The 26,509-nt window shown below is 66.8% G+C and carries 20 protein-coding genes; 10 read left to right on the top strand and 10 right to left on the bottom strand.

The features are described from left to right. Positions 1–29 precede the first annotated feature (29 nt). The 4 genes from AC1RQK_RS25730 to AC1RQK_RS25715 form a co-directional block, all read right to left on the bottom strand. A complete protein-coding gene (locus AC1RQK_RS25730) occupies positions 30–2,144 on the bottom strand; it encodes a 2Fe-2S iron-sulfur cluster-binding protein (RefSeq protein ID WP_492811817.1) in 2,115 nt (704 codons plus the stop codon). A 58-nt stretch (positions 2,145–2,202) separates the two neighbouring features. Further along, positions 2,203–2,817, bottom strand: a complete 615-nt coding sequence (locus AC1RQK_RS25725; RefSeq protein WP_492811815.1) for a glutathione S-transferase family protein — start codon at positions 2,815–2,817, stop codon at positions 2,203–2,205. A gap of 219 nt (positions 2,818–3,036) precedes the next feature. After that, positions 3,037–3,948: a LysR family transcriptional regulator gene (locus AC1RQK_RS25720; protein ID WP_492811813.1), complete on the bottom strand. Its 912-nt coding sequence runs from the start codon at positions 3,946–3,948 to the stop codon at positions 3,037–3,039. A 439-nt stretch (positions 3,949–4,387) separates the two neighbouring features. Continuing rightward, positions 4,388–4,579 (bottom strand): hypothetical protein, encoded by a 192-nt coding sequence (locus AC1RQK_RS25715; RefSeq protein WP_492371828.1) that lies wholly within the window; start codon positions 4,577–4,579, stop codon positions 4,388–4,390. A 497-nt stretch (positions 4,580–5,076) separates the two neighbouring features. Between AC1RQK_RS25715 and AC1RQK_RS25710 the strand changes: the two genes are divergently transcribed. Further along, positions 5,077–5,529: a GDP-mannose mannosyl hydrolase gene (locus AC1RQK_RS25710; protein WP_492811811.1), complete on the top strand. Its 453-nt coding sequence runs from the start codon at positions 5,077–5,079 to the stop codon at positions 5,527–5,529. A gap of 57 nt (positions 5,530–5,586) precedes the next feature. Here AC1RQK_RS25710 and galU read toward each other — a convergent pair whose 3' ends face one another. Continuing rightward, complete coding sequence (gene galU, locus AC1RQK_RS25705) at positions 5,587–6,612, bottom strand: UTP--glucose-1-phosphate uridylyltransferase GalU (protein ID WP_492811809.1); 1,026 nt, start codon at positions 6,610–6,612, stop codon at positions 5,587–5,589. A gap of 292 nt (positions 6,613–6,904) precedes the next feature. On the opposite strand from galU, the gene AC1RQK_RS25700 reads away from it, so the two are divergent. Together AC1RQK_RS25700 and AC1RQK_RS25695 are read left to right on the top strand one after the other, a co-directional pair. Further along, positions 6,905–7,555 (top strand): phosphatase PAP2 family protein, encoded by a 651-nt coding sequence (locus AC1RQK_RS25700; protein ID WP_492811807.1) that lies wholly within the window; start codon positions 6,905–6,907, stop codon positions 7,553–7,555. Between the two features lie 427 nt (positions 7,556–7,982). After that, positions 7,983–10,445 carry a hypothetical protein gene (locus AC1RQK_RS25695; RefSeq protein ID WP_492811805.1) on the top strand — a complete coding sequence of 821 codons (2,463 nt, stop codon included), beginning with the start codon at positions 7,983–7,985 and terminating at the stop codon, positions 10,443–10,445. A 121-nt stretch (positions 10,446–10,566) separates the two neighbouring features. Here AC1RQK_RS25695 and AC1RQK_RS25690 read toward each other — a convergent pair whose 3' ends face one another. The 5 genes from AC1RQK_RS25690 to AC1RQK_RS25670 form a co-directional block, all read right to left on the bottom strand. Further along, positions 10,567–11,040, bottom strand: a complete 474-nt coding sequence (locus tag AC1RQK_RS25690; protein WP_492371823.1) for a transposase — start codon at positions 11,038–11,040, stop codon at positions 10,567–10,569. Positions 11,041–11,185: 145 nt separating this feature from the next. Next, the gene (locus AC1RQK_RS25685) at positions 11,186–12,328 is read right to left on the bottom strand and encodes an acyltransferase family protein (RefSeq protein ID WP_492811804.1); all 1,143 of its coding nucleotides are present in this window, start codon (positions 12,326–12,328) and stop codon (positions 11,186–11,188) included. A gap of 10 nt (positions 12,329–12,338) precedes the next feature. After that, positions 12,339–13,064 (bottom strand): DapH/DapD/GlmU-related protein, encoded by a 726-nt coding sequence (locus tag AC1RQK_RS25680; protein ID WP_492371821.1) that lies wholly within the window; start codon positions 13,062–13,064, stop codon positions 12,339–12,341. A 258-nt stretch (positions 13,065–13,322) separates the two neighbouring features. Next, a complete protein-coding gene (locus tag AC1RQK_RS25675; RefSeq protein WP_492811803.1) occupies positions 13,323–14,459 on the bottom strand; it encodes an acyltransferase family protein in 1,137 nt (378 codons plus the stop codon). A 137-nt stretch (positions 14,460–14,596) separates the two neighbouring features. Beyond that, complete coding sequence (locus tag AC1RQK_RS25670; RefSeq protein WP_492811802.1) at positions 14,597–15,814, bottom strand: glycosyltransferase; 1,218 nt, start codon at positions 15,812–15,814, stop codon at positions 14,597–14,599. 313 nt (positions 15,815–16,127) lie between these two features. On the opposite strand from AC1RQK_RS25670, the gene AC1RQK_RS25665 reads away from it, so the two are divergent. From AC1RQK_RS25665 to AC1RQK_RS25635, 7 genes are all read left to right on the top strand, one after another. Beyond that, the gene (locus AC1RQK_RS25665; protein WP_492371818.1) at positions 16,128–17,384 is read left to right on the top strand and encodes an oligosaccharide flippase family protein; all 1,257 of its coding nucleotides are present in this window, start codon (positions 16,128–16,130) and stop codon (positions 17,382–17,384) included. Then, positions 17,384–18,448, top strand: coding sequence for a glycosyltransferase family 4 protein (locus AC1RQK_RS25660; RefSeq protein ID WP_492387219.1), 1,065 nt, complete (start codon positions 17,384–17,386; stop codon positions 18,446–18,448). The genes AC1RQK_RS25665 and AC1RQK_RS25660 overlap by 1 nt, the downstream gene beginning before the upstream one ends. Before the next feature lie 48 nt (positions 18,449–18,496). Beyond that, positions 18,497–19,186, top strand: a complete 690-nt coding sequence (locus tag AC1RQK_RS25655) for a PIG-L deacetylase family protein (protein WP_492371816.1) — start codon at positions 18,497–18,499, stop codon at positions 19,184–19,186. 742 nt (positions 19,187–19,928) lie between these two features. Beyond that, positions 19,929–20,915, top strand: coding sequence for a GlxA family transcriptional regulator (locus AC1RQK_RS25650; RefSeq protein ID WP_416050815.1), 987 nt, complete (start codon positions 19,929–19,931; stop codon positions 20,913–20,915). Positions 20,916–21,032: 117 nt separating this feature from the next. Continuing rightward, positions 21,033–22,565, top strand: coding sequence for a mannose-1-phosphate guanylyltransferase/mannose-6-phosphate isomerase (locus tag AC1RQK_RS25645; RefSeq protein WP_492371815.1), 1,533 nt, complete (start codon positions 21,033–21,035; stop codon positions 22,563–22,565). A gap of 194 nt (positions 22,566–22,759) precedes the next feature. Beyond that, complete coding sequence (locus AC1RQK_RS25640; protein WP_492811801.1) at positions 22,760–24,139, top strand: undecaprenyl-phosphate glucose phosphotransferase; 1,380 nt, start codon at positions 22,760–22,762, stop codon at positions 24,137–24,139. A 95-nt stretch (positions 24,140–24,234) separates the two neighbouring features. Continuing rightward, positions 24,235–26,469, top strand: a complete 2,235-nt coding sequence (locus tag AC1RQK_RS25635; protein WP_492371814.1) for a polysaccharide biosynthesis tyrosine autokinase — start codon at positions 24,235–24,237, stop codon at positions 26,467–26,469. Positions 26,470–26,509: the final 40 nt, after the last annotated feature.

The raw sequence follows: 26,509 nt of genomic DNA, 5'->3' as shown, positions 1-26,509 counted from the left end.
CGGCGTTCGCGTTCTTCTGGCAAACCGGCTCAAAGATCCAGCTGCAGCGGCACGACGGCTTGGTTCCCGTCGGCATCCACCGCCGCTGGCACCGCGCAGCAGATCAGCGCCTCGCCTTGCGCCACGTCGAACTCCGGCGCTGTGGCGTAGGCCACCGCGCCCTGCAGCACACGCGTGCTGCACGAGCCGCAGCTGCCGCCGCGGCAACCGAAGGCCGGCGCCAGGCCGCGCTGCTCGGCCAGCTCCAGCAGCGAGCCGCCGGCGGGCGTCCAGCGGGCTTCCTTGGCCGATTGCACGAAGGTGACTGGCACGGGCTGCAGCGCGGGCCTGGCCGTGGGCGCGGCCGGGCGGCCGGCGTCGCGGTTGCGTACCAGCGACGATGCGCCAAAGGCTTCCGCATGGATGCGTGAATCGGCGATGCTGAGCGCGCGCAGGCCATCGTAGAGCGATTGCATGAACGCGGTTGGCCCGCACAGGTAGAAGTCGTAGTCGTCGAGGGGCAGGCGCGCGCGCAGCAGGTCGATGTCGATGCGCCCGGACACGTCGTAGTCCTTGACCCGCGTGGCGTCCTTCGGGTCGCTCAGCAGGCGCACCAGTTCCACCGCGCCGCCGGCGCTCTCGGCGAGCGTCGCAAGCTCCTTGCTGAATGCGCGCTCAGCCACCGTGCGCGCCGAGTGGAAGAACCACGTCGGGCGGACCCGGCGCTTGCGCAGGCCTTCATAGACGATCTGGCGGAGCATGGCCAGCATCGGCGTGACGCCGATGCCTGCGGCCAGCAGCACGGCCGGCCTGCGCTCGGCGGTGTCGATGGTGAAGTGGCCGGACGGTGCGCGGGCGTCGATCAGGTCGCCGACCTTGACGTTGTCGTGCAGGTGGCGCGACACACTGCCTTCGCGCTTCACGCTGATGCGGTACACATCGTCCGCCGGCGACACCGACAGCGTGTAGGTGCGCATCACCGGCTGCGCATGGCCCGCCAGCGTGACGCGAATCGGCAGGAACTGGCCTGCCAGATGCGCCACGCGGCCGGCGCCGTCAGTGGGTTCCAGGTGGAAGGACCGGATCACGCTGCTTTCGTCGACGATGCGCGCGACGCGCAAGGGCCGCCACGCGTTGGCCAGTGCCGCGGCGCGCTGGCGGCTGGCCGCTTCGTCCCAGCTGCCGGTCATCAGCGAGTTCGGCGATGCGCCATCGGCTTGCGGCTGCCAGCGCAGCGGCAGTGCTTCGTCGCGTCGCACGATCTGTTCGGGCAGGAAGCGCCACAGGCGTTCCGCGCCCTGGAAGGCGGCGATCTCGGGCGAGTCCAGGATGACCTCGGCCTTGCCGGAGAGCTGGAGCAGCTCGCCGGTGCTGAAGTCGGCGAAGACGAGGCCGGCGATGGGGTTGACCACGAAGTTGCCAAGCGTGTTGAAAAACAGGTTGCCGGCAAAGTCGGGAATGGTCAGGCCGCCGTCCGCATCGATCCGGACAAAGCCGGGCTTGCCGCCGCGATGCGACACATCCACCTGGCGCTCCCCCTTTTCGAGGTCCACGTAGGACGCGACAAAGAACGTGTCAGCGGAGCCAATCAGCGCGCGCGCGCGCGCATCCAGCGCGCTGAAGTGCTGCGCCGCCGCCGGGGCGGGCGTGCCTGGCGCGCGCGTGAATTCGAACACACGCTTCTGGATGTACTGCGGGCAGTTGCCGAAGCTCTGCCCCACGTCGATCCGCAGCCCGCCGTCGCTGCCACTGGCGGCACCAGTGGCGGCACCAGTGGCACGTCGGGCCGTGCCGTTCATGCGGTTGCGCCGGCGGCTCAGCAGGTCGATGCCCAGCAGGCCGATGGCGCTGCCGTCTTCCATGCCGGCGTCCGCCGGGTCGGCGGGCTCGCGGGCCATGGCGATGTTTAGCGTGGTGGCGTCCGGCGAGTGCAGGAAGCCCGGCTTCCCAGCACGCAGCGTTGCCCACACCCGGCCATCCGGCGCGACCGCGCCCAGCACCACCATTGGCAGTTGCGCGAAGAACTCGCGGTGCTGGTCGGGCATGTAGTCGCGCACCACGCGCAGCCCGATGTCCTCCATGCGCCCGGCAACGCCTGCGCGAGCCTGCAGGCTACGCTCGCCGGCGTGCCAGGGTTGCGCGGATGGATGGGCTTGGCTGGACATGGCGGATGCTCCTTGCTGTGCGGCGATCGATGGCCAGGCTAACGGACCGGCGTGCCGATCAGGCGGCGGCGAGGCCGGCCGGCGTCTGCTTGAACGCCACAAAGCCCGGCAGGGCTTCGATGCGCTGCAGCCAGGCCTTGACGTTGGCGTAGTCCGACAGATCGACAAAGCCCTCGGGCGCCCGGGCGATGTAGCTGTACAGCGCCACATCGGCCAGCGTGGGGTGGCCCGCGGCCAGCCACTTGCCCTTGGCCAGCGCGTCGTCAACACGCTTGAGGATGACGTGCGCGCGGGCAATCACTTCCTTGGCGTTGTAGGGGGCGCCGAACACGGTGACGAGGCGCGCGGCGGCCGGGCCGTAGGCGATCTCGCCGGCGGCGACCGACAGCCATTTCTGTACCGCGGCGGCACCGGCGGGCGATTCGGGTAGCCAGTCCGTCTTGCCGAACCTCTTGGCCAGGTACACCAGGATGGCGTTGGAGTCGGTGATCACGGTGTCGTTGTCCACCAGCACGGGCACCTGGCCGAACGGGTTGAGCTTGAGGAATTCGGGGGCCTTGTGCGCGCCGTTGGCCAGATCGACCTCGATTGCTTCGGCATGGGCGCCGATCAGCGACAGGAACAGGCGGACGCGGTGCGAGTGTCCGGAGAGGGGGTGGCAGTAGACTTGCATGGCGGTGGTCCTCGGCGTGTTGGGTGAATGGCGCCGCCCGGTGGCAGCTGGCACAGGGACCGAAGGGTTCTTGAAGGGGTCTTGGGAGAAGGCCTGCCTGCGCCGTGTCCGGTCCGTGTGCGTGGATGGATCATAGGTGCGTCCCGAAGCACGAAAAACGGCCCCGGCGAGAAGGCACTATTCTCGTTGCGAGAAGAATCCGGGCGCCTGGCGCCCCCGTCAGCTTGCCGGTGCGTTCAGCGTACTGTCCGCGCGCAGCGTTTCGATGGCGAGGTCCAGGAAGGCGCGGACCTTGCGCGTGGCATGGCGGCCTTCCCGGTGGATCACGTTGATGGGCAGGGGCGGCGGCTCCAAGTCGGCCAGCACGATGCGCAGCGAGCCGTCGCGCAGCTGCCTGGCCACCTGGTACGACAGCAACCGCACGACGCCAAAGCCGGACACGGCGGCGGCAATTGCGGAGTCACTGGTGGTGGTGGTCAGGCGCGGCTGCAGCCGGGTGACCACGGGCGTGCCGTCGCGGTTGAAGCGCCACTCCGCCGTGTTGCTGGCGCCATTGGGCAGGATGGTCGCATGGCCGGCGAGGTCGCCCGGGGTTTGCGGCTCGCCGTGCCTGGCCAGGTAAGACGGCGCCGCGCACACCACGCGCCGCACCTGGCCCACGCGCACGGCTTGCAGCGACGAATCCGGCAGCGACCCGATGCGGATGCCCACGTCGATGCCTTCGTCGACCAGGTTCACGATCCGGTCCAGGAACAGGCAGGTCGCGTCGACTTCCGGGTAGCGGTTCAGGTATTCGGTGACGATCGGCATCACGTAGGCGGCGCCAAACAGCACCGAAGCCGTGATGGCAAGCTGGCCGCGCGGCGCCGCGTGCGCGCCCGTCGCCGCCAGTTCGGCTTCGTCGATCTCGCTCAGCAGGCGGCGGCAGTTCTCGAAGTAAGCCGCGCCGGTGTCGGTCATGCGGACCAGCCGCGTGGTACGGGTCAGCAGGCGCACGCCCAGGTGCGTTTCCAGCTCGTTGACGATGCGGCTGACCACCGATAGCGAGATATCCAGCTTGCGCGCGGCGGCGGTGAAGCCGCCTGCCTCCACCACGGTGACGAAGGTCTTCATGGCCTGCAGTCGATCCACGCCCGCTCTCCCGGCCCGTGCGGGCACTTGATGATGTGGCCGAGTATATAAGGACCGGTACGACGCCGTGCGGGGGGGCGGCACATCGACGCGCCGGCCCATAAAAAAAGCCATTCCGAAGAATGGCCTTTTACACCCCGCGACATCCACACCACGTTGCTCCTGCCCCATTGGCTCTATGGCCTGTGTGGGCAATGCTGGAGTCACGCTGCGAAGACCGGCAAGCAAGTCGTTCCAGGCGGCAAAGCCGCTTGTGGCCCAGCTTTCGGATTTAATAACTTATGCGCTGCAACTTGTCACGCGACGGATGATACGTACTAGCGTTGGGGCATCGTATGGGGAAAAGCCCCTATTTTCCCTCGCTGTTCTCGCGCTCATTTGCGCCGCGGTGTGCTTCGTGGGGCATGTATCACGCCGGGCGCGCGCCCAGCCCATGGCTTTACCCGAAGATGCGCGCTTCGCCCGCCGTGTCGTGGCGCGTTGGCGCGCGTTCGCGGAGCTGGCGCTCCAGTTCGGAGATGCGATGGTCGACACGGGTCCGCTTGCGGTTGCGCCGGATGGCAAGTGCCGTGCACAGCACTGCCATAAGGATGCAGCCGAGCTGGGCGAGCTGTATCGGGTCGTATTGCATAGGAATTCCTGGGCATCGTCGCGCGCGGTGGCGCAATCTGGCGCGCGGCCAGTGACAGTCGGCCGCCAGTGAAATAACGGCAGCGGCGGGAGAATTTTAAGGCATAGCCTGCACTGGGTGCGCCAGGCAGTCGCCATCCGCCATTCGTTCGCCGGGCGCAACGCCTGGTGCGCTAGCCCACCTTCGAATCACCTCGCCGCGGGTAGGCTCCATACGTCGCGGACAGGTCTGACCCACTTGCCCGTGCTTTGCGCCTCGCCTATCCCCCGGTGGGCGAGGCGTCTTTCTGCGCCGGCAGGGTCGTGTCGACGGGTTTCGGTCCAGCCCCAAGGCGGAACGATGTGTTCCCGGGCCCCCCTGCGCGGCATGCATGCCGGCGCTGTTCTTTTTTCGGGGCAGCACGCTTGCTGCGGAATGAAGCGGACCGTAGCTAGCTCAAGCAGGCTCAGGCAGGTTCAAGCAGATGGTAGTCTTTCGATTTTGGAGTCGCGCGCGCAATGCTTGCCAGATCGGATTTTCTCTCCGTGGTTGCCAACACCCCGCTGGTCTCGATCGACCTGCTTGTCACCGATGTGCAAGGCCGGGTGTTGCTTGGCCGGCGCCGTAACCGGCCGGCCCAAGGGTCGTGGTTCGTGCCGGGCGGGCGCATCCGCAAGGACGAGAGCCTGGATGCCGCGTTCCGGCGCATCGTGGCGGACGAACTTGGCCTCACCGGGGTCGAGCGCGGCGATGCCGCGCCGCGCGGTGTGTTCGAACATCACTATCCGGACAACTTCGCCGCAGAGCCCGGCATCTCCACGCACTACGTGGTGCTTGCCTATGCGTGGACCATGCCCGGCGCCGCGCCGCTCGGGCAACCTGACCAGCACAGCGAGTATTGCTGGATGACGCCGGCAGAGCTGCTGGCGCATGGCGAGGTGCACGAGAACACAAGGGCATATTTCCGCTGACCGGGGCCGGCTGCAAGACGGCCCCGGTGCTTCGCGCCGGGATGGCGTCGGCCAGGGTCAGGCGGCCAGCGGAATCAAGCGCGCATCGCTCTCGGTTTCCGCTTCGTGCTGTGCTTCGGTTTGCACATCGGTTTGCACATCGGTTTGGAGCCCGGGCGTCGAGATTGCCGCTTGCGCCAGCCGGTCGTTGCCCTGGGCCAGGGCTTGCGCGACGATGGCGCATTCGGTGCGCAGGTACTCCGCGAACGGTGCGCTGACTTCAGCATGGCGCAGCGCGAACTCCACGGTGGCCTTCAGGTAGCCCAGCTTGCTGCCGCAATCGAAGCGGCGTCCCTCATAGCGGTAGGCAAGCGCCTGTTCGCGCGCCAGCAGCGCCTGGATGGCGTCCGTGAGCTGCAACTCGCCGCCGGCGCCCGGCTTGAGCGCGTTGAGGAATTCAAAGATGCTGGGCATCAGCACGTAACGCCCCACCACCCCAAGATTGGACGGTGCCACTTCCGGCGCGGGCTTCTCCACGATGCCGGACATCTTGAAGAGGCGGTCGTCCCAAGGCTTGCCGTCGATCACGCCATAGGAGCGTGAATCCTGCGGCTGGATCTTCTCCACGCCGATGACGGAGCTGTGATAGTGGTCGAACACCTCGATCATCTGCTTGAGCACAGGCGTGCGCGCGTCGAGCAGGTCGTCGGCCAGTATCACGGCGAAGGGCTCGTCCCCGATCAGCTTGCTGGCGCAGCGCACCGCGTGGCCCAGTCCCAGGGGCTCTGCCTGCCGCACATAGAAGCAATCGACGTGGGCCGGCTTGATGCTGCGCACCAGGTCCAGCAATTGCTGCTTGCCGCGCGCCATCAGTTCGGCCTCGACCTCGTAGGACTTGTCGAAGTGATCCTCGATGGCGCGCTTGCTGCGCCCCGTCACAAAGATCAGCTCGGTAATGCCCGCGGCCATCGCTTCTTCCACGGCGTACTGGATCAGTGGCTTGTCGACCACCGGCAACATCTCTTTCGGGCTGGCCTTGGTGGCCGGCAGAAATCGCGTGCCGAGGCCGGCCACCGGGAATACGGCTTTCCTGATCTTGAGCATGAAACTACCCCCGTCGTCTGGTTTGAAAGGCTTGGCGTCTTGCCGGTCGGTTGCCTTGGCGCGCGCGGCTCCTGCCGCATGGCATGGTCCCGGAGCCAGCCGTGGCGAAGCCAGCGTATCGCTGCGCAGCGCGCGCTATCTGCCAACAGTTCGCTGTATTCCGACAGCGCATGCATCGCGCCGCCCTGGCCTCGCGCGAGGGGCATACATTGTGGCCAATGGGAGGCGCCAACAGGAAGGCGCCAACAGGGAAGCCGGCAGCGCCATAGAAGGTGATCGATGAGGGTGATCGATGAAGGTGATCGAAGGCGAGCTCAGCGGCGCGCTCGCCCGCACGCCAACGCAAGCAGATGGAAACACGATGAACTGGTACCGGATCACAGACCTCGGCGATGCCGCGGTGACGCTGCCGCTGGCGCTGACCACCGGCCTGTGGCTGCTGCAAAGCACCGGGTGGCGGGTGGCGCTGCGCTGGGCCCTGTGCCTGGCAGCGGCCGCGGCGCTGGTGCTGGCCAGCAAGCTGCTGCACACCGGCTGCGGCACGGTGCTGGAGCGCTTCGACATGCGCGTGATCAGCGGCCACGCGATGCTCTCGTCGGCGGTGTGGTCCGTGTTCCTTGGCTCGCTGTTGCGCAGCTTCCGGGCCTCGTGGCGCCAGGCCGGCTTCGTGCTCGGCCTGATGCTGGCGGCCTTGATCTGCTTTAGCCGCGTGCGCCTGGGCGCCCATACACCGGCCGAGGTCATCGCCGGGTGGCTTCTGGGCGGCGCCGTCGCGTTCTGGGTGCTGCGCGCCTGCCAGGGCGCGCCGAAGCGGCTGGGCAAATGCCTGATCGCTGGCGTTGCCCTGCTCGGGCTCTGTACGGTGGCTTACGGACGCCATGCGCCATTCCAGCAGATCATCTGGCACTACTCGCCGTATTACGCCCCGGTGATTTGCTACTAGTGCCGCCGGTGCGCCGCCTGTTCCCGGCGCGCACTGGCCACGGGCTTCGTCCGATAAACACTAAATCCTGGCGGCCAGAGCCAGGGGCGTGTGGGTAAACTTCTATCCGGCGTGCTCACCACCGTGGTGCGCCAGGCTTCGTTCGGCCCGGACCCTGCCAGCTACGCCGGAGGGCTCACTCAACCCCGCCGCGGCAGGTCTTGCAGGCCGCGCGTCTCACATGCCTTGCGTTGCGGCCTTGCTCTGGCTGGCCGCGCCAGGGGCATCGCGAAGAAAACGCCTCGGCCAGAGGCTGCACGAGCAAGGCGCGTCCAGCGCCCGCCAGTTTTCCATTCATTCGGGGGCCTACGGGGTCCCTGCGTTACTGCGTTACTGCGTTACTGTTGCGCCCGCGTTGACCCGACGCAGGCCAAACGATGGGGAAGCCATGTCGACGCTTACCAGCCCGAACCCGGCCCCGGCTGCGGGGAGCCCTTGGATACGTGTTGCCTTGCAGCGCGCCGGCATCCTGTTGCTGCTGTTGTTTGCCATCGCGGGTTGCGGCGGCGACCGCAGCGGCGACGCTACCAGCGCAACCCCCGCGGCAACCCTGCAGCCAGCGGACGTCACCTGGACGCTGTGCGCCTCGGAATACCAGACCTGCGCCTTCACCGGCACCCACCAGGTCAAGTACGGCACCGATACGCAGTACGTCATCAAGACCTTCACCGGCGGCACCAGTTGCGACAACGGCGTGTTCGGCGACCCCGCATCCGGGTTTGCCAAGAGTTGCTGGTACGACTCCGGCACGAGCGGCTCGACGACGCCCCCCGCCACCAGCACCTGGGTTGCCTGCAGCTCGGAAAACGGCTTCTGCAGCTTTACCGGCACACGCCAGGTCCGCTACGGGACCGCTACGCAATACGTCACCCTGACCTTCACCAATGGCGTGGCCTGCAACAACGGCGTGTTCGGCGATCCCGCACCCGGCTTCGGCAAGACGTGTTCGTACGAGGACACCGGTACCACCACGCCCACCACGCCCACCACGCCCACGACACCCACCACCCCGACCACGCCAGTGACGCCGACGGGCAGCGGCACGCTCAGTTGCACCGCGCCTGCCGGCAGCGTCGCCGCGGCGGGCGGCGGCGATGCTATCGAGATGGATACCCCGGGCGGCGACGGCACGCGGATGTTCGCCTCGGGCAGTACCTTCCAGGTGAGCGTGACCACCCGCGCCGGCAGCGCGGATACGGTGAACTGGCAGATCTCCGACACCTGGAACAAGGTGCGCGCCAGCGGCCAGTTTCCGGTCGCCGCCGGTGCGATCGTGTCGACGCTGAACTGCACGTCCACGCTGTCAGGCTACTTCGCCGGGTCGGCAAGCCTGGCCTCCGGCGCAGGCTCGCTGCTCGCACGCGGCACCCGGCCCAGCGGTATTGCGACCTTCGGTGTACTCCCCGACGTTTCTTCGGTGCTCCCAGCGGTCAGCTACGCCAGCCAGGACCTGCACCGCTTCGGCGGGCAAGGCGCGGCCTACCTGCTGCCCGGGCAAGGCTGCTGCGATGGCGACGGCTATCGTCCGCTCTATCCCGCGCTGGGCCTGTCGTGGGCCAATGACAACCGCAACTGGTACGTGGAAGAACCCAACGGCCCCAATACGTTCAATCCCGCGGTGGACCACCTCGCCTCGTACTTCAAGCCCGGCGACCTGATGCGGCTGATCCAGCTCGACGGCATTCCCGCCTGGGCGAGTCCCACCGGCGTGGCCACCCACAGCTACGCGCCGCAATCCTTGCCCGCTTACCAGGACTACATGACCCGGGTGGGGCAAGAGTCGAACACGGTGCGGACCCGGTATTTCCCCGCGCAATCGGCCAACTACTATCAGGTCACCTGGGAACCCGACTATAACGGCGGCCTGCCGTGGCTGGATACCGATGCCAACTTCACCGCGATGTACAAGGCCACCTTCCAGGGCGTCCACAGCACCGACCCGAGCGCGGTGATCATGGGCACCACCAACGCCATGGTGCGCGAGAACACCGTCTGGCTGAACCGGCTGGCGCCGCTGGGTTTTGCCCAGTATCTCGACGGCGTGACGGCGCACGGCTACTACGACGTAGGCACTTCGCCCTCGCATCCGCCAGAGCGCCTGGTCGGCAACAGCGATCCCTCCAACGCCGCCAACGCGCTGCCGGCCGCCATGCGCGAATTGCGCCATGCCGTCGCGACCCTGCTCAAGCGCGGCGCGCGGCTGTTCGTCACCGAGACTGGCATCAGCTACGACCTTGGCACCGCTTATGGCCCGAACTACCCGACGCAGAACGTCCTGTACGCACATGGCGCAGTGGTCGCCCGCACGCACCTGATCCTGCTAGGAGAGGGCGCGGACGTGACTTATATGTTCTACGCCACGGACATCCCCACCGACGCTGCCGGCTACGGCTTGTTCTTCGACCTGGTCAATCCGCAAGGCACCTACGGCCCCGCCAAGATCAGCCCGAAGCCCGCCGCGCTGGCAGTCGCGGCGATGACCCGGCTCATCGACGGCACCAATACGCTGGGGCCGCTCAATGGGCTGCCGTTCGGCGTCTATGGCTATGCATTCCAGCGGCTCAACAATGGCAGCGTGGTGACGGCATTGTGGGCGCACAACAATGCCAACTGGAGCGCGGCTACGGGGTTCAGCGCGACGTATAACGTTGCCTATAGCCTGCAGGTGGATGCGCCCGGGTCCAGCGGGCAGGTGACGGTGGTCGACATGATGGGGAATGCGGCGTCCGTGGCCTACGCGAATGGACAGGTTGCACTGGCTCTGACGGAGACGCCGGTTTATGTGATATCCACCAATGCTTCCGTGGCGCAGGGGAATGTGACGGCGCCGGAGGGGTATGTGGGGAGGTAGGAGGCATGGGAGGCCGCTCTTGCCAGGGCATCCGGCCGTCGGCGCAGGTGATCGTGGCTGGGGGGCTTGGGGGAGCTAGCTGCTGTCGCGGACCCGCGCCAGCGGCCCGCATTCACCGCAATCACTTATCCTCAGGCGCGGCAAACAGCGAAGTCACATTCTTGGTCAGCACCAGCAACGTCGCGGTTTCGGCCAACGCCTGCTCCTTGCGCCTCAACTCCCTCTCCAACTCCCGAATCCGCTTCTGATCCTGCTCATGCCGCCTGCGCACCGCGCCAATCCCGCGGTTGTCCGCCAGCGCCGCCGCGGCGCTTTGCCGCCAGCATTCCAGCTCGGTCGGGTCGATCGCATTCTCGCGGCACCAGGCGGTCTTCTGCAACTCGCCCATGGCGCCGGTGGCAAGCACGGCATCCAGGCGCGCTTCGCCGGCGCCGGGCGGGTTAGCCAGGGGTGGGGCGAGGGCCACCGCGCGCCAGCGCTCCAGCGCCGCCGGCGATATCCCCATCTCGGCGGACACCTGCGCAACACTGGCGTTCTCGGGAGGCAGCATCCGCGCAACGGCGCGTTCCTTGAAGGACTGTGTATATCTAGCCACTGTGATTCACCTTGATTCCTCAGTTGCCGCTCGGTTGCTGTCCTTCCTCCCCCGGGGCAAGGCCATGGCCTGGGGTGTTGGCAGTCGGTAACTCGAGTCCCGCGCGGCACGTGGCTTACGCCCGCGGGGACGGCGTCGGGTCAGCTCACGCGGCGTGCTGCTCGGCCGGCTGTGCGGCAGGCGTGCCGCGGCGGCGCGCCGGGAACAGCGCATCGCGAATGCGCAGGAAGGGGAACTCGATCGCGCGCGTGGCGGCATAGCCGGCGATGATCGCAACGGCAAACTGCAGCGCAAGGGCGAGTCCCCAGGCCACCATGACGGGGATGCCGAACGTGCTTGCCTTGCGAATAAACACGTCGCCCGGGGCCAGCGCCACGGAGTGCCACAGATAGATGCCGTAGGAATACACGCCGATCCACGCCACCGCGCGGTATAGCCTGGCGCCGCGTATCGCCCCGGAGTATTCGAGCACCAGCACGATCAGCGCGGCAAAGCCGATGGCCTGGATGGTGTAGCCGATGCTCTCCTCGAGCACCAGGTTGCGCTGCAGGAATACCAGCCAGACGACCGTGCCTGCCACCACGGCCAGCAGCAGCAGCTTTTGCCCGGCGATGCGGCGGTACAGTTCCGGTTTCATCCAATAGACCGTGGCCAGCATGACGCCGACGAGCAGGCTGTCGATGCGATATTGCGTGTAGGCGGAGGCTGCTTCCAGCTCGCCACTGGCGAGCGCGGCGCAGCGCGCGGCCAGCACCACCACGCACAAGGTGCCCAGGGTCCACAGGATGGTGTTGGCGCGCACGCGCAGGCGGGCGAACAGCAGCACCAGCGCCGGCAGGAACAGGTAAAAGTGTTCTTCCACGGCAAGGCTCCAGGTCTGCGCAATGGAGGAGCCGAGGTAGTTCTGCATGTGCGTGAGATTCTGGTACAGGAAGGTGCTGGTCGGGTGGCGGCCGGCCAGCACATGGAACAGGATCAGGGCGTAGTAGGCGGGCCAGATCTTGAAGATGCGGCGGATGATAAAGCGCCGCGCATCCACGCTGCCGCTCTGCGCGTACTGGCGCAGCAACAGCCCCCCGACCAGGAAGCCACTCAGGGTAAAGAACAGGTTGACCCCTTCGCGTCCAAAGTTCTTGAGCGGATACTCGATCAGGGCGACCCACTGGCTGCCGGTGCTGACCGTGTGGAAGTGCATTCCCATCACGGCAATGATCGCCAGCCCGCGAACGAAATCGAGTTCGATGGACCGGCTGGTCGGATTGACGTCGCGGCTTGCCTGGTAGTCCATGCTGTTCTCCTTATAGGGTGCCGGACGGGGTTGTGATGGCGGCGTGGCCAGCCGGGTCGAATCGCTTGCGGATGAACCGGCACGGATTGCCGCCGTAGATGCCTTCGGCCTCGAGCGAGTGATGCACCACCGAGAGCGGCGTGACCACCGCCGAGCGGCCGATGGTGATGCCTTTCTGGATGACGCACTTGGACGTGATCCACACACCGTCCTCGATCACGATCGGCGCGACATGCAAGTCCATGTTGCTGTCCAGGTCGTGCGAGCCCGCCGTCAGGAAGCTGCCTTGCGAGATGCAGACGTTGGAGCCGATGCGGACGCTGGCCTGGTTGTAGATCCATACATCCACGCCGAACCAGCAGCCATCGCCCACTTCCAGGTTCCAGGGCGACTTGACGCGCAGCGGGTGAACCAGCCGGCAGTGCTGGCCGATACGCGCACCGAACAGGCGCAGCAGGGCGACGCGCAGCCCGGAGAACGGATTCAGCTTATTGTTGATGATGCCGGCTTCGACCAGGAACCACGCCGCCTCGACCAGCAGGCTGCGCCGGCGCACGTAGTTGCCCTTGCCGGCGCGGGTGAGGTCGATGACGCGATGTCCCGGTGTGCTGGCGAGGCTTGCATCGCGGTTGCCTTCGCGGCTGCTTTCACGATTGGCCTCGCGGCTACTGTCACGGCCAGCCCCGCGTGGATCGCCGACCACATCGAGACAATCGGCATAAGCTTCGGTATCCATGTTCCGCCTCTCACTGGGTGGCCCCGCGGCGCTCTCGGCAATGCTGGGCATCGCCGCGCGGAAGAATCCATCGTATTGCGCGCTGCATCCTGCATCCTGCATTCGCAGGAACGCGAATTCATTCATTACGTTCCTGTCGGGAAAATTATCGAACGTGAAAACGCGGCTGGCCGGCAATTTGGCGCGATTGGCCTTTCGCAAGGGGCGTTTTGGCGGCTCCGCACTACGCTGGGCGCGCAACGCGGCATGGCCGCGAGGTCAGGCGCCGATCTTGCCCTTGCCAAGCATGTCGGCGTTGCCGCGCGTGCCCGCCGGAAAGAGCGCGTCGCGCAACCGCAGGAAAGGCAGTTCAACGGCACGGGTGGTCAGGTAGCCCACCGCGATCGCAATGGCGAACTGCATGACGAGCGCCAGCACCCAGACCATCGCCGGGGGCAGCCCGTGTGCCAAAGCCTCATGAATGATCAGGGCGCCGGGCGTGCGCGCCACCGTATGCCACAGATAGATGCCATAGGAATACACGCCTATCCAGGCGATGGCCCGGTACGCGACGCTGTCGCGCAGGCGGCCTGAATGCTCCAGCACCAGCACGATCAGGGCGATGAAGCCGATGGACTGGATGGTGAAGCCGATGCTCTCCTCGACCACGATATCGGCCTGGCAGAACAACAGCCATACCAGCAGTCCCGCCACGGCGGCGGCCAGCCAGCCGCGCCGTGCCGCCAGCTTGTGGTAGAGGCCGGGCTTCAGCCAGTACAGGACTGCCAGCATCACGCCAAACAGCATGCTGTCGACGCGATACTGCGTGTACACATAGGCGCCCCGGAGGTCGCCGCCGGCGACGGCCGCGCTGCGGGCCAGCAAGACCAGCACGCACGCCGTCGCCAGCAGCCATAGCAACCGTCCCGGCGTCAGCCGCCAGCGCGCGCACAGCAGCAGTGCAATCGGCAGCAGCAGGTAGAAGTGTTCTTCCACCGCCAGGCTCCAGGTCTGCGCGATGGAGCTGCCGAGATAGTTTTGCAGATGCGTCGCGTTCTGCAGCAAGAAGGTGCCGCGCGCATGATGGCCGGCCAGGGCGTGGACCAGGATCAGCAGGTAGTAGGCCGGCCAGATCTTGAAGATCCTGCGAATGAAGAAGCGCCACGTGTCCACGGTGCCGGTCTGCGCGTACTGCCGCAGCAGCAACCCGCCTACCAGGAATCCGCTGAGCGTGAAGAACAGCGTGACGGCTTCCCGCCCAAAATTCTTCAGGGGATATTCAAGCAGCCAGATCAGGCGGCTGCCGGTGTCGACGGTATGGAAGTGAATGCCCATGACGGCGATGATGGCAAGGCCCCTGACGAAATCCAGTTCGACGAAGCGGCTGTGGGAACGCGCGTCTGCGGTGCGATGCATGCAAAGGGCCTCCTGCCGGTGCGTTTGCGCACGGCGTGCTGTCGACCCTGGGTGATATGGATTCGTGGCCATGGCGTTGCCATGGCTGCGCGGGCAGCGGCACCCCGTACGGGTGCGGCTTGTATCGGAAGCGAGCGTCAGGCAGCCGCGCGGCGCAGGGTCTGCTTGAATTCGCTCAAGGTATGCCGGGCCAGCAGGTGGGCCCTGGCGGCTGCGGCCGGCGGCGCGGCTGCCGCCACGGGCCAGGAGAGCTGGTCCAGCGCGCGCTGGATGGCGGGGCCGGACAGGTCTTCCAGCACCGGCCCGAGTTCCTGCCCCTGGCAGAACCAGCCGATCAGGCCGTCGGTGGTGGCGATCACGGGCTTGCCAAAGCGGTAGGCCTGCACCAGTACGCCGCTCATGCCGTAGTGGCCCTTGTAGCCGAGCCAGACGGCGTCGCAGGCGGAGAACAGGTCGGCCTCTTCCTCGTTGGTGATGAAGCGGTCGAAGATCACGGGCGGCGGCGACAGCGTGGGCGCGGCCGCCTGCAGGAACGCGCGCGTCTGCGGGTCTTGCTGGCCGGCCACCACCAGTGTGGGCGCGCGTGGGTGGCCGGCCAGCGCCGTGACCAGCTCGCAAATGCCCTTGCGTTCCGTGACCGCGCCGTACACCAGCAGGCAGGTGCCGGCGCCGCGTCCCAGGCTTTCCGGGCCTTGGCCCAGCCCCAGCCGCAGCCTGGCGGCAGCGGGATCGGCCGGGAGCGCGTCGGGGCAGGGATCGGCCAGGTAGGCGAGGGCGGTGCGGCCGTTGCCGCGTGGGTACCACTGCGGCAACGTCGGGTCGATCGACAGCAGCGTCTTCATGCCGCCGGACTCGACGGCGCGCCGGAACAACCACGTCTTGATCGCGTTCACCAGCGGCTGGTGCGGGGACTTCACGCCCACCTTGCTGTGATGGAAGTTTGCGCGCATCGTAATGCCGACCCATGGCACCTTGGCGAATGGCGAGCCAAGCAGCGGGAGCACGTAGAGGAAGTAGTCGGCATAGGGCACCAGCACCAGCGAGATGTCGCGCAGGCCGGCGGCGACCTGGAAGGCATGGCGGAAAGTGCGCCAGAAACGCACATAGCTGAGCTTGCCGAGGCCGCTGCCTACCGCGGGCGGTGGCTGCGTAAAGACGATACTGGCGACGATGCCGGCGGCGGGATCCTGCGCGGCCAGCATGCGCTGGGCGAGCGGATGCGCCTGGTTGCCGGGGTCGGTGACCACCAGGCAGTGGTAGCCGGCTTCCGTGTAGGCCTGCACCGCCCATTCGACGTAGCGCCACCGGTGGCCGGTGAAATCGTGCTCGATGATCAGTGCGGTCGGCTCGGACATCGCGTCTCCAGGCACGGTGGGGCGAGCCCGGTGTGCGGCGGGTTGCGGATGTTGCCACACTAACACCGCCGTCTTTGCGCCGGCCGCCAATTTGCGGGCCGGCTTGGCGGATAAAGGCGGGGCCCGATTGCGCAAGCCCACCCGGGCGTCGCGCGCATGTGACGGATTAACGCTAGGCGATGGCGATTCCTGTTGCCGCGCCTACGGTAAGTTGTGCTTCATGGCTGGCGCGCGGCGCCGGCCGGGCCGGCACGGATGCCCGTGCTGGCCGCGCCGGTGCCTGGCTTCGGCGCTCAACCCATGGTGAGGCAATATGGCCAGGTCCCTGAGGAATGCCTTCTTCCTGCCGTTGACGGGCCTGCATGCCAGTTCGGCCGCGTGGGTGCTGGGGCAGCAGGTGCTGGTGCGGGGGCTGGTGGCCATCAAGTTCCTCATGGTCGGGCGCATCCTCGGCCCGTCTGCGGTCGGGATTGCCGCCGTGGCGCTGCTGGCCGTGGCGATTGCCGAGGCGCTCAGCGATACCGGCTTGCCCCAGGCGGTGGTGCAGGACAAGCAAACGCCCACCCCCGACCAGCTCAGTGCGCTCTGGACCGCGCTGACGTGCCGGGGCGCGGGGGTGGCACTGCTGCTGGTCGCGCTGGCGCCGCTGCTGGAGGCGCAGTTCCACCTCGCGGGCTCCTTGCTGCTGCTGCAGCTGGCCGCCGCCCTGCCGCTGATCCGCGGCCTGGCCTCGCCGGCCTATTTTGTGGTGACGCGCGACCGGGGCTTCCAGCACATTGCCGGGATCGAGGTGGCGGCCGCCGGCACTGACTGCGGCGTCAGCCTGGCGTGCGCCGTCGCGGGCGCGGGCGCCATGTCCATCCTGATCGGGTTGCTCGCTGGCGAATCCGTCAAGACCGCGCTCACCTGGCTGAGCATGCGCCCGCGGCCGCCTCTGCGCCTCAAGTGGGCCGGCATCGGCCATTACGTGGGTTTCAGCCGCTGGATCTGGGCGGGCAGCGTGGTCAACCTGCTGCTCAACCAGTTCGACAAGGTCATCGTTGGCAAGCTGCTCGGCCCGGCCCAGCTGGGCGCCTACCAGATGTCGTCCAAGTTCGCGCAGATGCTGCTCGCCGATGCGGGCATCGCGATCTCGCAGTACCTGTTTCCCACCTTTGCCGCTCGTTTCCGCAAGCAGGATGGCTCCGATGCGGTGCTGCTGCGCCGCTTCGTGGTGGTCGGCGGCCTGGGGCTGGCGATCGTGGTGGTGGTGCTGCGGCTGGTGGCGCAGCCGCTGTTCCTGCTGGTGCTGGGGCCGGCCTGGCTCGGCGCGGTGCCGTTGTTCCGCATCTTCACCATCAACATGGCAATTGGCGGGCTGATTGCCGTGCTGGTCGCCTACCTGCGCGCCGTGGGCATTCCCAAGGCTGCCACGCATGCCTCGGTGCTCCAGGTCTGCGTATTGCTGGCCACGGTGCCGCCTGCCACCCGTTACTGGGGTGCGCAGGGCATTGCCTGGTCGATGACGGCGGGCCTGGCGGTCGCGGCGGCATGGATGCTCTACCAGATCCTGAAAATGAGGAGGGTGTGATGCGGATTCTCCATCTTGTGCTGGCACCGCGCCTTTCAGGCGCGGAGATGCTGGCGAAAGACCTGGCCATCTACCAGCAGGCCCACGGCGACACGGTCTGCGTGTCGGCCCTGATGCCGCAGCAGGATGACTTCGCGGCGCTGCGCGCGCAGCTCGATGCGGCTGGCGTGCTGTGCCTGTTTCCGGACCAGCCCCAGCGCCTGCCGGGCCGGCTCTGGCACCTGCGCGGCGTGCTGCGCGACTACCAGCCGGACATCATCTTCGCGCATGCCACCATCCCGGCCTTCTACGCGCGGGCCTTGCCGTCGCGGGTGCCGGTGGTCTACGTGATGCACTCCGCCGCCAACGATTTCGAGAGCACCATGTTCCGCTACGTCGAGCGGATGCTGTCCGCGCGCGCCCGCGCGGTGATCGGGGTGTCGCAGGGGAATCTGCGCGATTACATCAACTCGGTGGGCACGCACCCGTTGATGGCGGTGATTCCCAATGGCGTGGACACCCGGCGCTTCTTTGTGCGGCCCGCGGGCCAGCGCGAGGCGGCGTCGCGGCTCGTCATCCAGGTGGGCCGCTATGCGGCGATCAAGAACCAGCTGCATACCGTGCTGGCGTTTCGCGAGGCGCTCAAGAGCGTGCCGAACGCGCGGCTGGAGATGTATGGCGTGATCGAGGATCCCGATTACTACGTCAAGGTCTGCGCCCTGGTGGAAGAACTGGGCCTGGCCGGCAAGGTGCGGGTCAACGGGCCGCAGACCAATATCCCGGAGCTGCTGGCGGGCGCAGCCGTGTTTGCCATGCCGTCCGCGTCGGAGGCGCACAGCATTGCCTTTCTCGAAGCATTGGCCACGGGCATGCCGGTCGTGGCGAGCGGCATCCCCGCTTTTGCATTCGCACGCGACTTCGCCGGCGTGCAACTGCTGGACACCGGCGACGCCGCCGCCTATGGCGCGGCGCTGACCGTGGCGCTGGCGCAGCCACGGGTTGCGCGCTCGCTCGATGGCTTGACGCTCAAGGACACGGCCGACCAGTACCGCGCGCTGGCGCGCAGGCTGATCAGCATGGCGTGACGGCTGCCCTCGGGCGCCTGGCATCACGGGATAAGAGCAGGAGGAGATATGGAACGCAAACGTGTACTGGTGCTGAGCCCGCACGCGGACGACGCGGAACTGGGCGTGGGCGCCTACCTGGCCCGGGTCATCGATGCCGGCGGCGAAGTGATGGTGGCCCTGGCAACGGTAGGAAGGAGCCGGTCGCTCTGCCTTGGCCGCGAGGTGACCGAACAAGAACGAATGGACGAATTCTCCGAATCGATGGCCGTGCTTGGTGTACAGACAACCGAGGTCCTCACCAGGGGACTCGACGGCGTGCTCGACAGCTTCCCGCGCGCGCAGATGGTCGGCATGCTGGACGCGCTGCAGAACCGCTTCGAGCCGGACGAGGTGCTGATTCCGCTGTCGTCTTCGCACCAGGATCACCGCTATTGCTGGGAAGCCGGCGTTGCCGCCACGCGCCTGAACCCCGCCAAGCATGCCTCCCGCCTGGTGGCGGCCTACGAATATCCGGCCACGTGCTGGGGCGGTGGCGGCATCGTCAATCCCTTGGGTGGCTCGCTCTATATCGATGTGAGCGCCACGTGGTCGCGCAAGGTGGAGGCGTTGCGCAGGCACCGCTCGCAAATGCATGAGGGTGCCGGGCACCTGGTCAGCATCGAAGGCGTCACGGCGCTGGCGCAGTGGCGAGGTGCGGAAGCCGGCTTCGCGCTGGCGGAGGTGCTGCACATCATGCGCGCGCGCTGGCCGGGATGACGTTGGCCTGCTGCCCCATATCTGCGCATGCACGGGGCCGGGCGCTACGTGCGGTGTTGCGCACCGCGGCGCCAACAGACTAGTCCGGCACGCTTGCTTCAACGGTGTAAGTCACCGGCTGTGCCGGGCCAGGTACCCGGCGCGCCGGCGCTCGCGCGCTCCATCTTTCAGTCCCCCAGGTCAAGCAAGCCGTCTGTGTTGTGACGGCGAAGCCATGTTGCGCCCCGGGCAGATGCAATTATTTCATTAATCTAAGTCGCGACAGAGAAAATCCGGGATGGCCATCGTGCGATATATCCTCGTTGCTGATCCGATGCATTAATTAATTTGTCATAATTTTTAATGTTTAGAAATGATTTTTATGTTATCTGGTGTGGATGCGGATCCGCCAGAAATCGTGGAATTAATGTCGGATTCCCGCTCTCATGCACCTTTTGCGACCCTTGTGTTCGGTAGGCAACGCACGGATCGGTGCAGGATTTGCTGCGATGCATCATTCTGCTTAAAGTAGGAACTAGTTGCAGAACAGCGCGCTGGGACAAGCGATTTGAGGCGAGGTCGCAACCCGAAAAGGCTGTATTTACAACGTCTTGCACGAAATTTTGGAGCGGGCGGACGCATTCCGCCAACATCTCGCTACTTTCCGACACGGACACATTTCTCGGATTCGGGATCGCTACGATGCATTGCAGCACCAATAAATTCGCGCAAGAACGGATCAACAATTCTTTGGGGGAAAATCATGCCGTACGCCCAACTTGAGCCCGCAACGGTTAGTTGGCTTCATACCTCAACTAACCGTTCAAAGTGCGCCGTGCGGCGCGTCGGAATTCTGCTGTTCGATGGTTTTTCATTATTGGGTGCGGGTTTGGTGGCTGAACTATTCCAGACCGCCAATGAATGCTCGGCGTCCGATCCTGCCAAAGAATCCGCTTATGACGTGCGCCTGCTTTCCGTCGACGGAGGCAGCGTCGCCTGCTCCGCGTCCGTACGGGTCTGGACCGACGGACTCGATCCACGCCAGTTCATCGGTTTCGATGTGCTCTTCATCGCCGGTGGCGCGGGCGCTCATGCCGCCGCGGCGGACGAGCGGCTGCTGCGCTGGCTGCGCGTTGTCTCCCCCCGCACGCCCACGGTGCGGCCCATCGCCGAAGGCCGTGCCGTGCTGGCGGCGGCCGGCGTGCTCAAGCCGCACGAGGACGAGCATCGCCATCCCGTGTTCGGGCTGCACGCCTCGGACGAGTCCGGCGAGCAGTACGAACTTGTCAGGGGTGCGCTGACGCTGATCAAGCGCGATCTTGGCCTGGACGTGGCGCGCGCGGTCGGTACCCGGGTGATGCCCGCCTGGACCGCCCGCCTGATGCCCAGGCTCGCGGATACCGGCGCGACCAGCGCGGGCGACAAGATCCGCGCGGCCGCGCGCTGGCTGCATGAGCACTGCGAGCAATCCATCTCGGTATCCGATGCCGCGCAGGTGGCGGCCATGAGCGAGCGCAACTTCCTGCGCCGCTTCAAGCTGGAAATGGGCGTGACACCGTCCGACTACCTGCTGCACGCCCGCCTGGATACCGCGTGCAGTTTCCTGGCCGAGACGGAGCTGCCTGTCGACAAGGTGGCGCGGCGCTGCGGCATGGGCAATGGCGACCGGCTAGCCAAGATTTTCCGCAAGCGCATGTCGATTTCCCCAACGGAATACCGTCAGCGCAGCAAGGTCAGCGCAGTGGGTTAGCAGGCAGACCGGCGGTGTATCCGCGGGCCAGCAGGTCCGCGCATTGCCCCGCGTAGACGATTGGCGCCACGGGCCGCTTGCGCAAGAGCGCGGCGCCCGACCAGGGAGGGCTGGATCATGTCGAATAAAGTGCTGGAGCCTGTTGCCGTGCAACCCGGGGACACCGCCGCGGCGGCGCCGGGCGCGCCCGTGCGCTTGCGCATTGCGCCCGTGGTGCTGGCCGGCGGTGCGGGCACGCGGCTGTGGCCGCTGTCGCGAGAACATTTCCCCAAGCAGCTGATCGACCTGGTGGGCAAGGACTCGCTGCTGCAGTCCACGCTGCTGCGCATGCAGGGCTTCTCCGCCGGCCACGAGATCGAGCCCAGCGCCATCATCGTCTGCGGCGACGAGCATCGCTTTATCACCAGCGAACAATTGCAGGCCAGCGGCATGCAAGGCCGGCTGGTGGTGGAGCCGGTCCGGCGCAATACGGCGCCCGCGCTCACGCTGGCCGCATCGCTGGCGCTGGCCGACGGCCAGGACGCAATCCTGGTGGTCATGCCGGCCGACCACGCGATTGCCGATGCCGGCGCCTTTCACCGGGCGCTGTCGATCGCGGCCGCCCATGCCAGCGAGGGGGCCATCGTCACCCTTGGCGTGCCGCCCACGCGGCCCGACACGGGCTATGGCTACATCAAGCTTGGCGAGATGCTGCCCGACGGCGTGCGCCACATGGAGCGCTTTGTCGAGAAGCCTGCCATCGAGCTTGCCGCGCAGTACGTGGCCAGTGGCAACTACTGGTGGAACAGCGGCATCTTTGTCGTGCGCGCCACGGTCTGGATGAGGGCGATCGAGGCATTGCATCCCGCGATCCACGAGATGTGCGTCGCGTCGGTGGCCGAAGGCAAGCAAGAGGGCCTGTTCTTCCGGCCCGCGTCGCGGCAGTTCTTCCTGAGCCCGTCGGACTCGATCGACTACGCCGTGATGGAGCGCCTGGACAACCCGGCCTCGCCGTGCCGGGGCGTGGTGGTGCCACTGGAGGCGGGCTGGTCGGACCTGGGCTCGTGGGACGCCGTGTGGGATGCCATGGACAAGGACGCCGAAGGCAACGCCGGGCGCGGCCGTGTGGTGTTCGAAGGCGCGCACTCCAGCTATGTCCATTCCGACGGGCGCCTGGTGGCATGCGTCGGGACCAGCAACATCGTGGTGGTGGAGACAGCCGACGCGGTGCTGGTCGTGGATCGTTCGCATGTGCAGGACGTCAAGGATGTGGTCGCGCGCATGAAGATCCTGCACGCGCCGGAGGCCGACACGCACCGCAAGGTACGCAGGCCCTGGGGCTTCTATGACTCCATCGAGCATGGCGATCGCTTTCAGGTCAAGCGCATCGTGGTCCAGCCGGGCGCGCGCCTGTCGCTGCAGCTGCATCACCATCGCGCCGAGCATTGGGTGGTGGTCAGCGGCACCGCGATGGTCACGCGTGGCGAGGAGCAATTCCTGCTCAGCGAGAACCAGTCCACCTTTATTCCGCTCGGCGTGCTGCATCGCCTGGAGAACCCGGGAAAGCTCCCGCTGGAGATCATCGAGATCCAGTCCGGCGGCTACCTGGGTGAAGACGACATCGTGCGCGTCGACGATACCTACGGCCGTTGCCCGGGACCACAAGCGTAAGGACCAAGGGACGAGGAACGAAGGACCGCCGGGCCACGCGGGCGCCGCCGGACGCGACCATGGGGAGCTCGCGTGCGGCGCGCCAGGAATACGTGGCGTGGCGCGCTGGAAAGCGACATGAGGGAAGTCAAGAAGGAAGTCAGGCAACGAGTGGTGAAGAAACGTGAAGGGCTGGGAAGAACGGGGAGAGGAACATGCTCAAGATTGAAGGGTTGCTGGCGCGCCTTCTGGATGTCGCGCTGGTGTTTGCCGGTGCCGCGATTGCCTCGCACATGCGCTTCAACGACATGTCGCAGCGCACGTTCTACGACGTGTTCATCGCGCTCTGCGTCGCGTTCACGCTGGCGTTGTTTCCTGCCTTCGGCATCTACGAGTCCTGGCGCGGACGCTCCAAGATCGGGCTGGCCGGACATATCGCGCTGGCCTGGCTGCTGGTGCAGTTCAGCGGCGTCATGGTGTTGTTCTCGTTGCACCATATCGACATCGTCTCGCGCCTGTGGTTCGTCTACTGGACGGGCTCCACCGGCGCCATGCTGATCGTGTCGCGCCTGATGACCCATGCGGTGCTGGGCCAGGTACGCAGCGCAGGCATGAACCTGCACAAGGTCGCCGTGGTTGGCTGCGGTGCGCACTGCAGCGCGGTCATCCGGCGCGGCGTGGCCGCGCCTGCCTCCGGCTTTCGCGTGGTGGCGGCGTTCAACGTGGCGCCGCAGGGTGGCAGCCTCAATGCGAAGGTGCCGACGTTCGACGATCGCGCCGCCTTCCATCGCTATATCCGCTCGCAGGATATCCATGAACTGTGGCTGGCGCTGCCGCTGTCCGAGGAGCGCGTCATCCTGGAGTTCGTGGAGGAGTTCCGCGACGAACTGGTCAACGTCCGCTTCATGCCGGACCTGCACAGCCTGGCGTTGTTCGACAGCGGCACCATCGAGCTGATCGGCATGCCCGCGATCAACCTGGTGGCGTCGCCGCTATCGGCCTCCGCGCTGCGCCAGAAGGACGTGTTCGACCGCCTTTTCGCCGCAGCCGCGCTGATCGGCCTGTCGCCGCTGCTGATCGCGATCGCCATTGCCGTCAAGCTGTCGTCGCGCGGGCCGGTGCTGTTCAAGCAAAAGCGCAAGAGCACCGACGGGCGCATCTTCACCATCTACAAGTTCCGCTCCATGCGCACGCATGCCGAGGCGGCCGGCGTGGTGACCCAGGCCAAGCGCAACGATCCGCGCATCACGCGCGTGGGCGCGTTCCTGCGGCGTACCAGCCTGGATGAGTTGCCGCAGTTCTTCAACGTGCTGCGCGGCGACATGTCGGTGGTGGGGCCGCGCCCGCATGCCATCGAGCATGACGACCAGTACCAGAAGCTGGTCAGCGGCTACATCCACCGCTACCGCGTCAAGCCCGGCATTACCGGCTGGGCCCAGGTAAATGGCTACCGCGGCGAGACGGATCGCATCGAGAAGATGGAGGGCCGCATCGCCTGCGACCTGTACTACCTGGGCAACTGGTCGTTCGCGCTCGATATGCGGATCATCGCCGCCACGGTGGTCAAGGGCCTGGTGCATCGCAACGCGTACTGAGCCGTACTGAGCCGTACGGAGCGCAAGGACAGGGCCGCGGCAGGCGCTAGCGCGTTGCCGGCGGGAAGCGATCGTTAGATGGAAGTCAACAAGACATGGCTACCTCATTCGAAACCCAATACACCGATGTCTCCGGCCCGGCCGAGCTTCGGCTGTCCGACTACCTGGTGACGCTGGTCGACCACTGGCGCATGATTGCTGCCATCACCCTGCTGGCGCTGGTGCTGGGCACCGTCTATGCCTTGCTGCAGAAACCGGTCTACCGCGCCGACGCCATGATCCAGGTGGAGGAGAGCAAGGGCGGCAACGCCGCCAATGCCAACCAGGGCTCGTCGCTGCAGACGCTGTCGTCGATCTTCGATCCCAACTCCTCCACGGCGGCCGAGATCGAGCTGATCCGGTCCCGGCTGGTGGTGGAGGAGGCGGTGCGCAAGCTGCATCTGGATATCGCGGCCAGGCCGCGCTACTTCCCGGTGATCGGCGCGTGGCTGGCCGCGTACAACAGCGGGCTGGCACCGCCCACGGAACTGCTCGGCCTGTCGCAGTACGCATGGGGCGCGGAATCCATCACGATCTCGCGGCTCGACACGCCGCAGAAGTACTACGGCAAGGTGTTCAAGCTGATCGCCGACAGCGCGCACACCTATACCCTGCGGGATCCCGAAGGCAATACGGTGCTGCAGGGCCGGGTGGGCGAGGAGGCCGAAGGCACCACCGCGCTTGGCCCCGTGCGCATCCGCGTGGATGCGCTGGTCGGGCGCAGCGGGTCGCAGTTCGAACTGGTGCGCGCATCCACCATCGGCACGGTGGAGCGTATCCAGCGCGCGCTCGCGGTGGCCGAGTCCGCCCTGCAGTCCGGCATCATCCGCGCCAGCCTGGAAGGGCCGGACCCCAAGCTCACCGCGGACATCGTCAACACCGTCGCGCGCCAGTTCGTGCAGCAGGACATTGGGCGGCGCTCCGCCGAAGCCGAGCACACGCTGGCGTTCCTGGACCAGCAACTGCCGGCGCTGCGCAAGGAGCTAGACCTGGCGGAGGAGCGCTACAACTCCTTTCGCAATCGGCAGGGCACCGTCAACCTCGGCGAGGAAAGCCGGCTGCTGCTGCAGCAGATCGTGGAGAACAAGACCAGCCTGGCCCGCTTGCAGACGCGGCTGGCCGAGATCCGCACGCACTACACCGACGCCAACCCGGCGGTGGTGGCGCTGATGGCACAGATCGAAACGCTGAGCGCGCAGCAAAGCACGCTGCGCCGCAGTGTCTCCGTGCTGCCGGATACCGAGCAGACCGCACTGCGGCTGGAGCGGGACGTGCGCGTGGATACCGAGCTCTATACCAACCTGCTCAACAACGCGCAGCAACTGCGCATCGTCAAGGCGGGCCAGGTCGGCAACGTGCGCGTGGTGGACTTCGCCGAACCCGCGGACGACCCGATCCGCCCGCAACGCGCCATGCTGGTGCTGATCAGCGGCGGCATCGGCCTGGTGCTGGGGGCCTTGCTGGCGTTCCTGCGCAAGGCCCTGTATGGCGGCGTGGAGCATCCGGAAGAGATCGAGCGGATGCTGGGCGTGCCGGTCTGCGCGGTGGTGCCGCGCAGCCAGACGCAGCTGCGCCTGCAGCGCGAGCTGCGCGCCTCCGGCAGCAGCGGGCTGGGCGTGCTGGCGGCACGCGCGCCGGACGATATCGCCGTGGAAGGCGTGCGCGCCTTGCGCACCACGCTGCAGTACGCGCTGCACACCGCCCGCAACAACGTCGTGATGCTGACCGGCTCGCGCCAGGATGCCGGCAAGTCGTTCCTGTCCGTGAACCTGGCCGCGCTGGTCGCGTCCGGGCGCAAGCGCGTGCTGCTGATCGACGGCGACATGCGGCGCGGCGAGGTTCATGTGCACTTCGGGCTGTCGCAGGTGCCGGGACTGTCGGACACGCTGATGGGCACGGACATCGACTCCGTGGTGATCCGCGAGGTGCTGCCGGGCCTGGATGTGCTGACCCGCGGCAGCTTGCCGCCCGATCCGGCGGAGCTGCTGATGAGCGATCGCTTTCACGCCATGCTGGACCTGTTCAAGCAACGCTACGACATGGTCATCATCGACACGCCGCCTGTGCTCGCGGTCACGGATGCCACGCTGCTCGGGCGGCACGCGGGCACCACCTTGCTGGTGGTACGCCACGGCCGGCATTCCGCGGCCGAGGTCACCGAGACCGCGCGGCGCCTGGCCAACGGCGGCGTGACGCTGCATGGCGTGCTGCTGACCGATGTCCCCAAGCCGCCACTGCTGCTGCGCACGGGCTACACCGAGTACTACGGCTACGAAGGACGGGTGAAGTAGGGCCGAGGGGGGCCGCTGACTCGACATCCATACCAAGCAT

This window comes from Cupriavidus sp. GW822-FHT02D05 (assembly GCF_058802485.1).
Note: the sequence above shows the minus strand (reverse complement) of the source record. Positions and strands in the feature narration are given on the sequence as shown.

What these genes read in the sequence shown, in the direction of transcription:
- AC1RQK_RS25730 (WP_492811817.1), bottom strand. Translation starts at nt 2,144, where the DNA reads ATGTCCAGCCAAGCCCATCCATCCGCGCAACCCTGGCACGCCGGCGAG.
- AC1RQK_RS25725 (WP_492811815.1), bottom strand. Translation starts at nt 2,817, where the DNA reads ATGCAAGTCTACTGCCACCCCCTCTCCGGACACTCGCACCGCGTCCGC.
- AC1RQK_RS25715 (WP_492371828.1), bottom strand. Translation starts at nt 4,579, where the DNA reads ATGCAATACGACCCGATACAGCTCGCCCAGCTCGGCTGCATCCTTATG.
- AC1RQK_RS25710 (WP_492811811.1), top strand. Translation starts at nt 5,077, where the DNA reads ATGCTTGCCAGATCGGATTTTCTCTCCGTGGTTGCCAACACCCCGCTG.
- galU (WP_492811809.1), bottom strand. Translation starts at nt 6,612, where the DNA reads ATGCTCAAGATCAGGAAAGCCGTATTCCCGGTGGCCGGCCTCGGCACG.
- AC1RQK_RS25700 (WP_492811807.1), top strand. Translation starts at nt 6,905, where the DNA reads ATGAAGGTGATCGAAGGCGAGCTCAGCGGCGCGCTCGCCCGCACGCCA.
- AC1RQK_RS25695 (WP_492811805.1), top strand. Translation starts at nt 7,983, where the DNA reads ATGTCGACGCTTACCAGCCCGAACCCGGCCCCGGCTGCGGGGAGCCCT.
- AC1RQK_RS25685 (WP_492811804.1), bottom strand. Translation starts at nt 12,328, where the DNA reads ATGGACTACCAGGCAAGCCGCGACGTCAATCCGACCAGCCGGTCCATC.
- AC1RQK_RS25680 (WP_492371821.1), bottom strand. Translation starts at nt 13,064, where the DNA reads ATGGATACCGAAGCTTATGCCGATTGTCTCGATGTGGTCGGCGATCCA.
- AC1RQK_RS25675 (WP_492811803.1), bottom strand. Translation starts at nt 14,459, where the DNA reads ATGCATCGCACCGCAGACGCGCGTTCCCACAGCCGCTTCGTCGAACTG.
- AC1RQK_RS25670 (WP_492811802.1), bottom strand. Translation starts at nt 15,814, where the DNA reads ATGTCCGAGCCGACCGCACTGATCATCGAGCACGATTTCACCGGCCAC.
- AC1RQK_RS25665 (WP_492371818.1), top strand. Translation starts at nt 16,128, where the DNA reads ATGGCCAGGTCCCTGAGGAATGCCTTCTTCCTGCCGTTGACGGGCCTG.
- AC1RQK_RS25660 (WP_492387219.1), top strand. Translation starts at nt 17,384, where the DNA reads ATGCGGATTCTCCATCTTGTGCTGGCACCGCGCCTTTCAGGCGCGGAG.
- AC1RQK_RS25655 (WP_492371816.1), top strand. Translation starts at nt 18,497, where the DNA reads ATGGAACGCAAACGTGTACTGGTGCTGAGCCCGCACGCGGACGACGCG.
- AC1RQK_RS25650 (WP_416050815.1), top strand. Translation starts at nt 19,929, where the DNA reads ATGCCGTACGCCCAACTTGAGCCCGCAACGGTTAGTTGGCTTCATACC.
- AC1RQK_RS25645 (WP_492371815.1), top strand. Translation starts at nt 21,033, where the DNA reads ATGTCGAATAAAGTGCTGGAGCCTGTTGCCGTGCAACCCGGGGACACC.
- AC1RQK_RS25640 (WP_492811801.1), top strand. Translation starts at nt 22,760, where the DNA reads ATGCTCAAGATTGAAGGGTTGCTGGCGCGCCTTCTGGATGTCGCGCTG.
- AC1RQK_RS25635 (WP_492371814.1), top strand. Translation starts at nt 24,235, where the DNA reads ATGGCTACCTCATTCGAAACCCAATACACCGATGTCTCCGGCCCGGCC.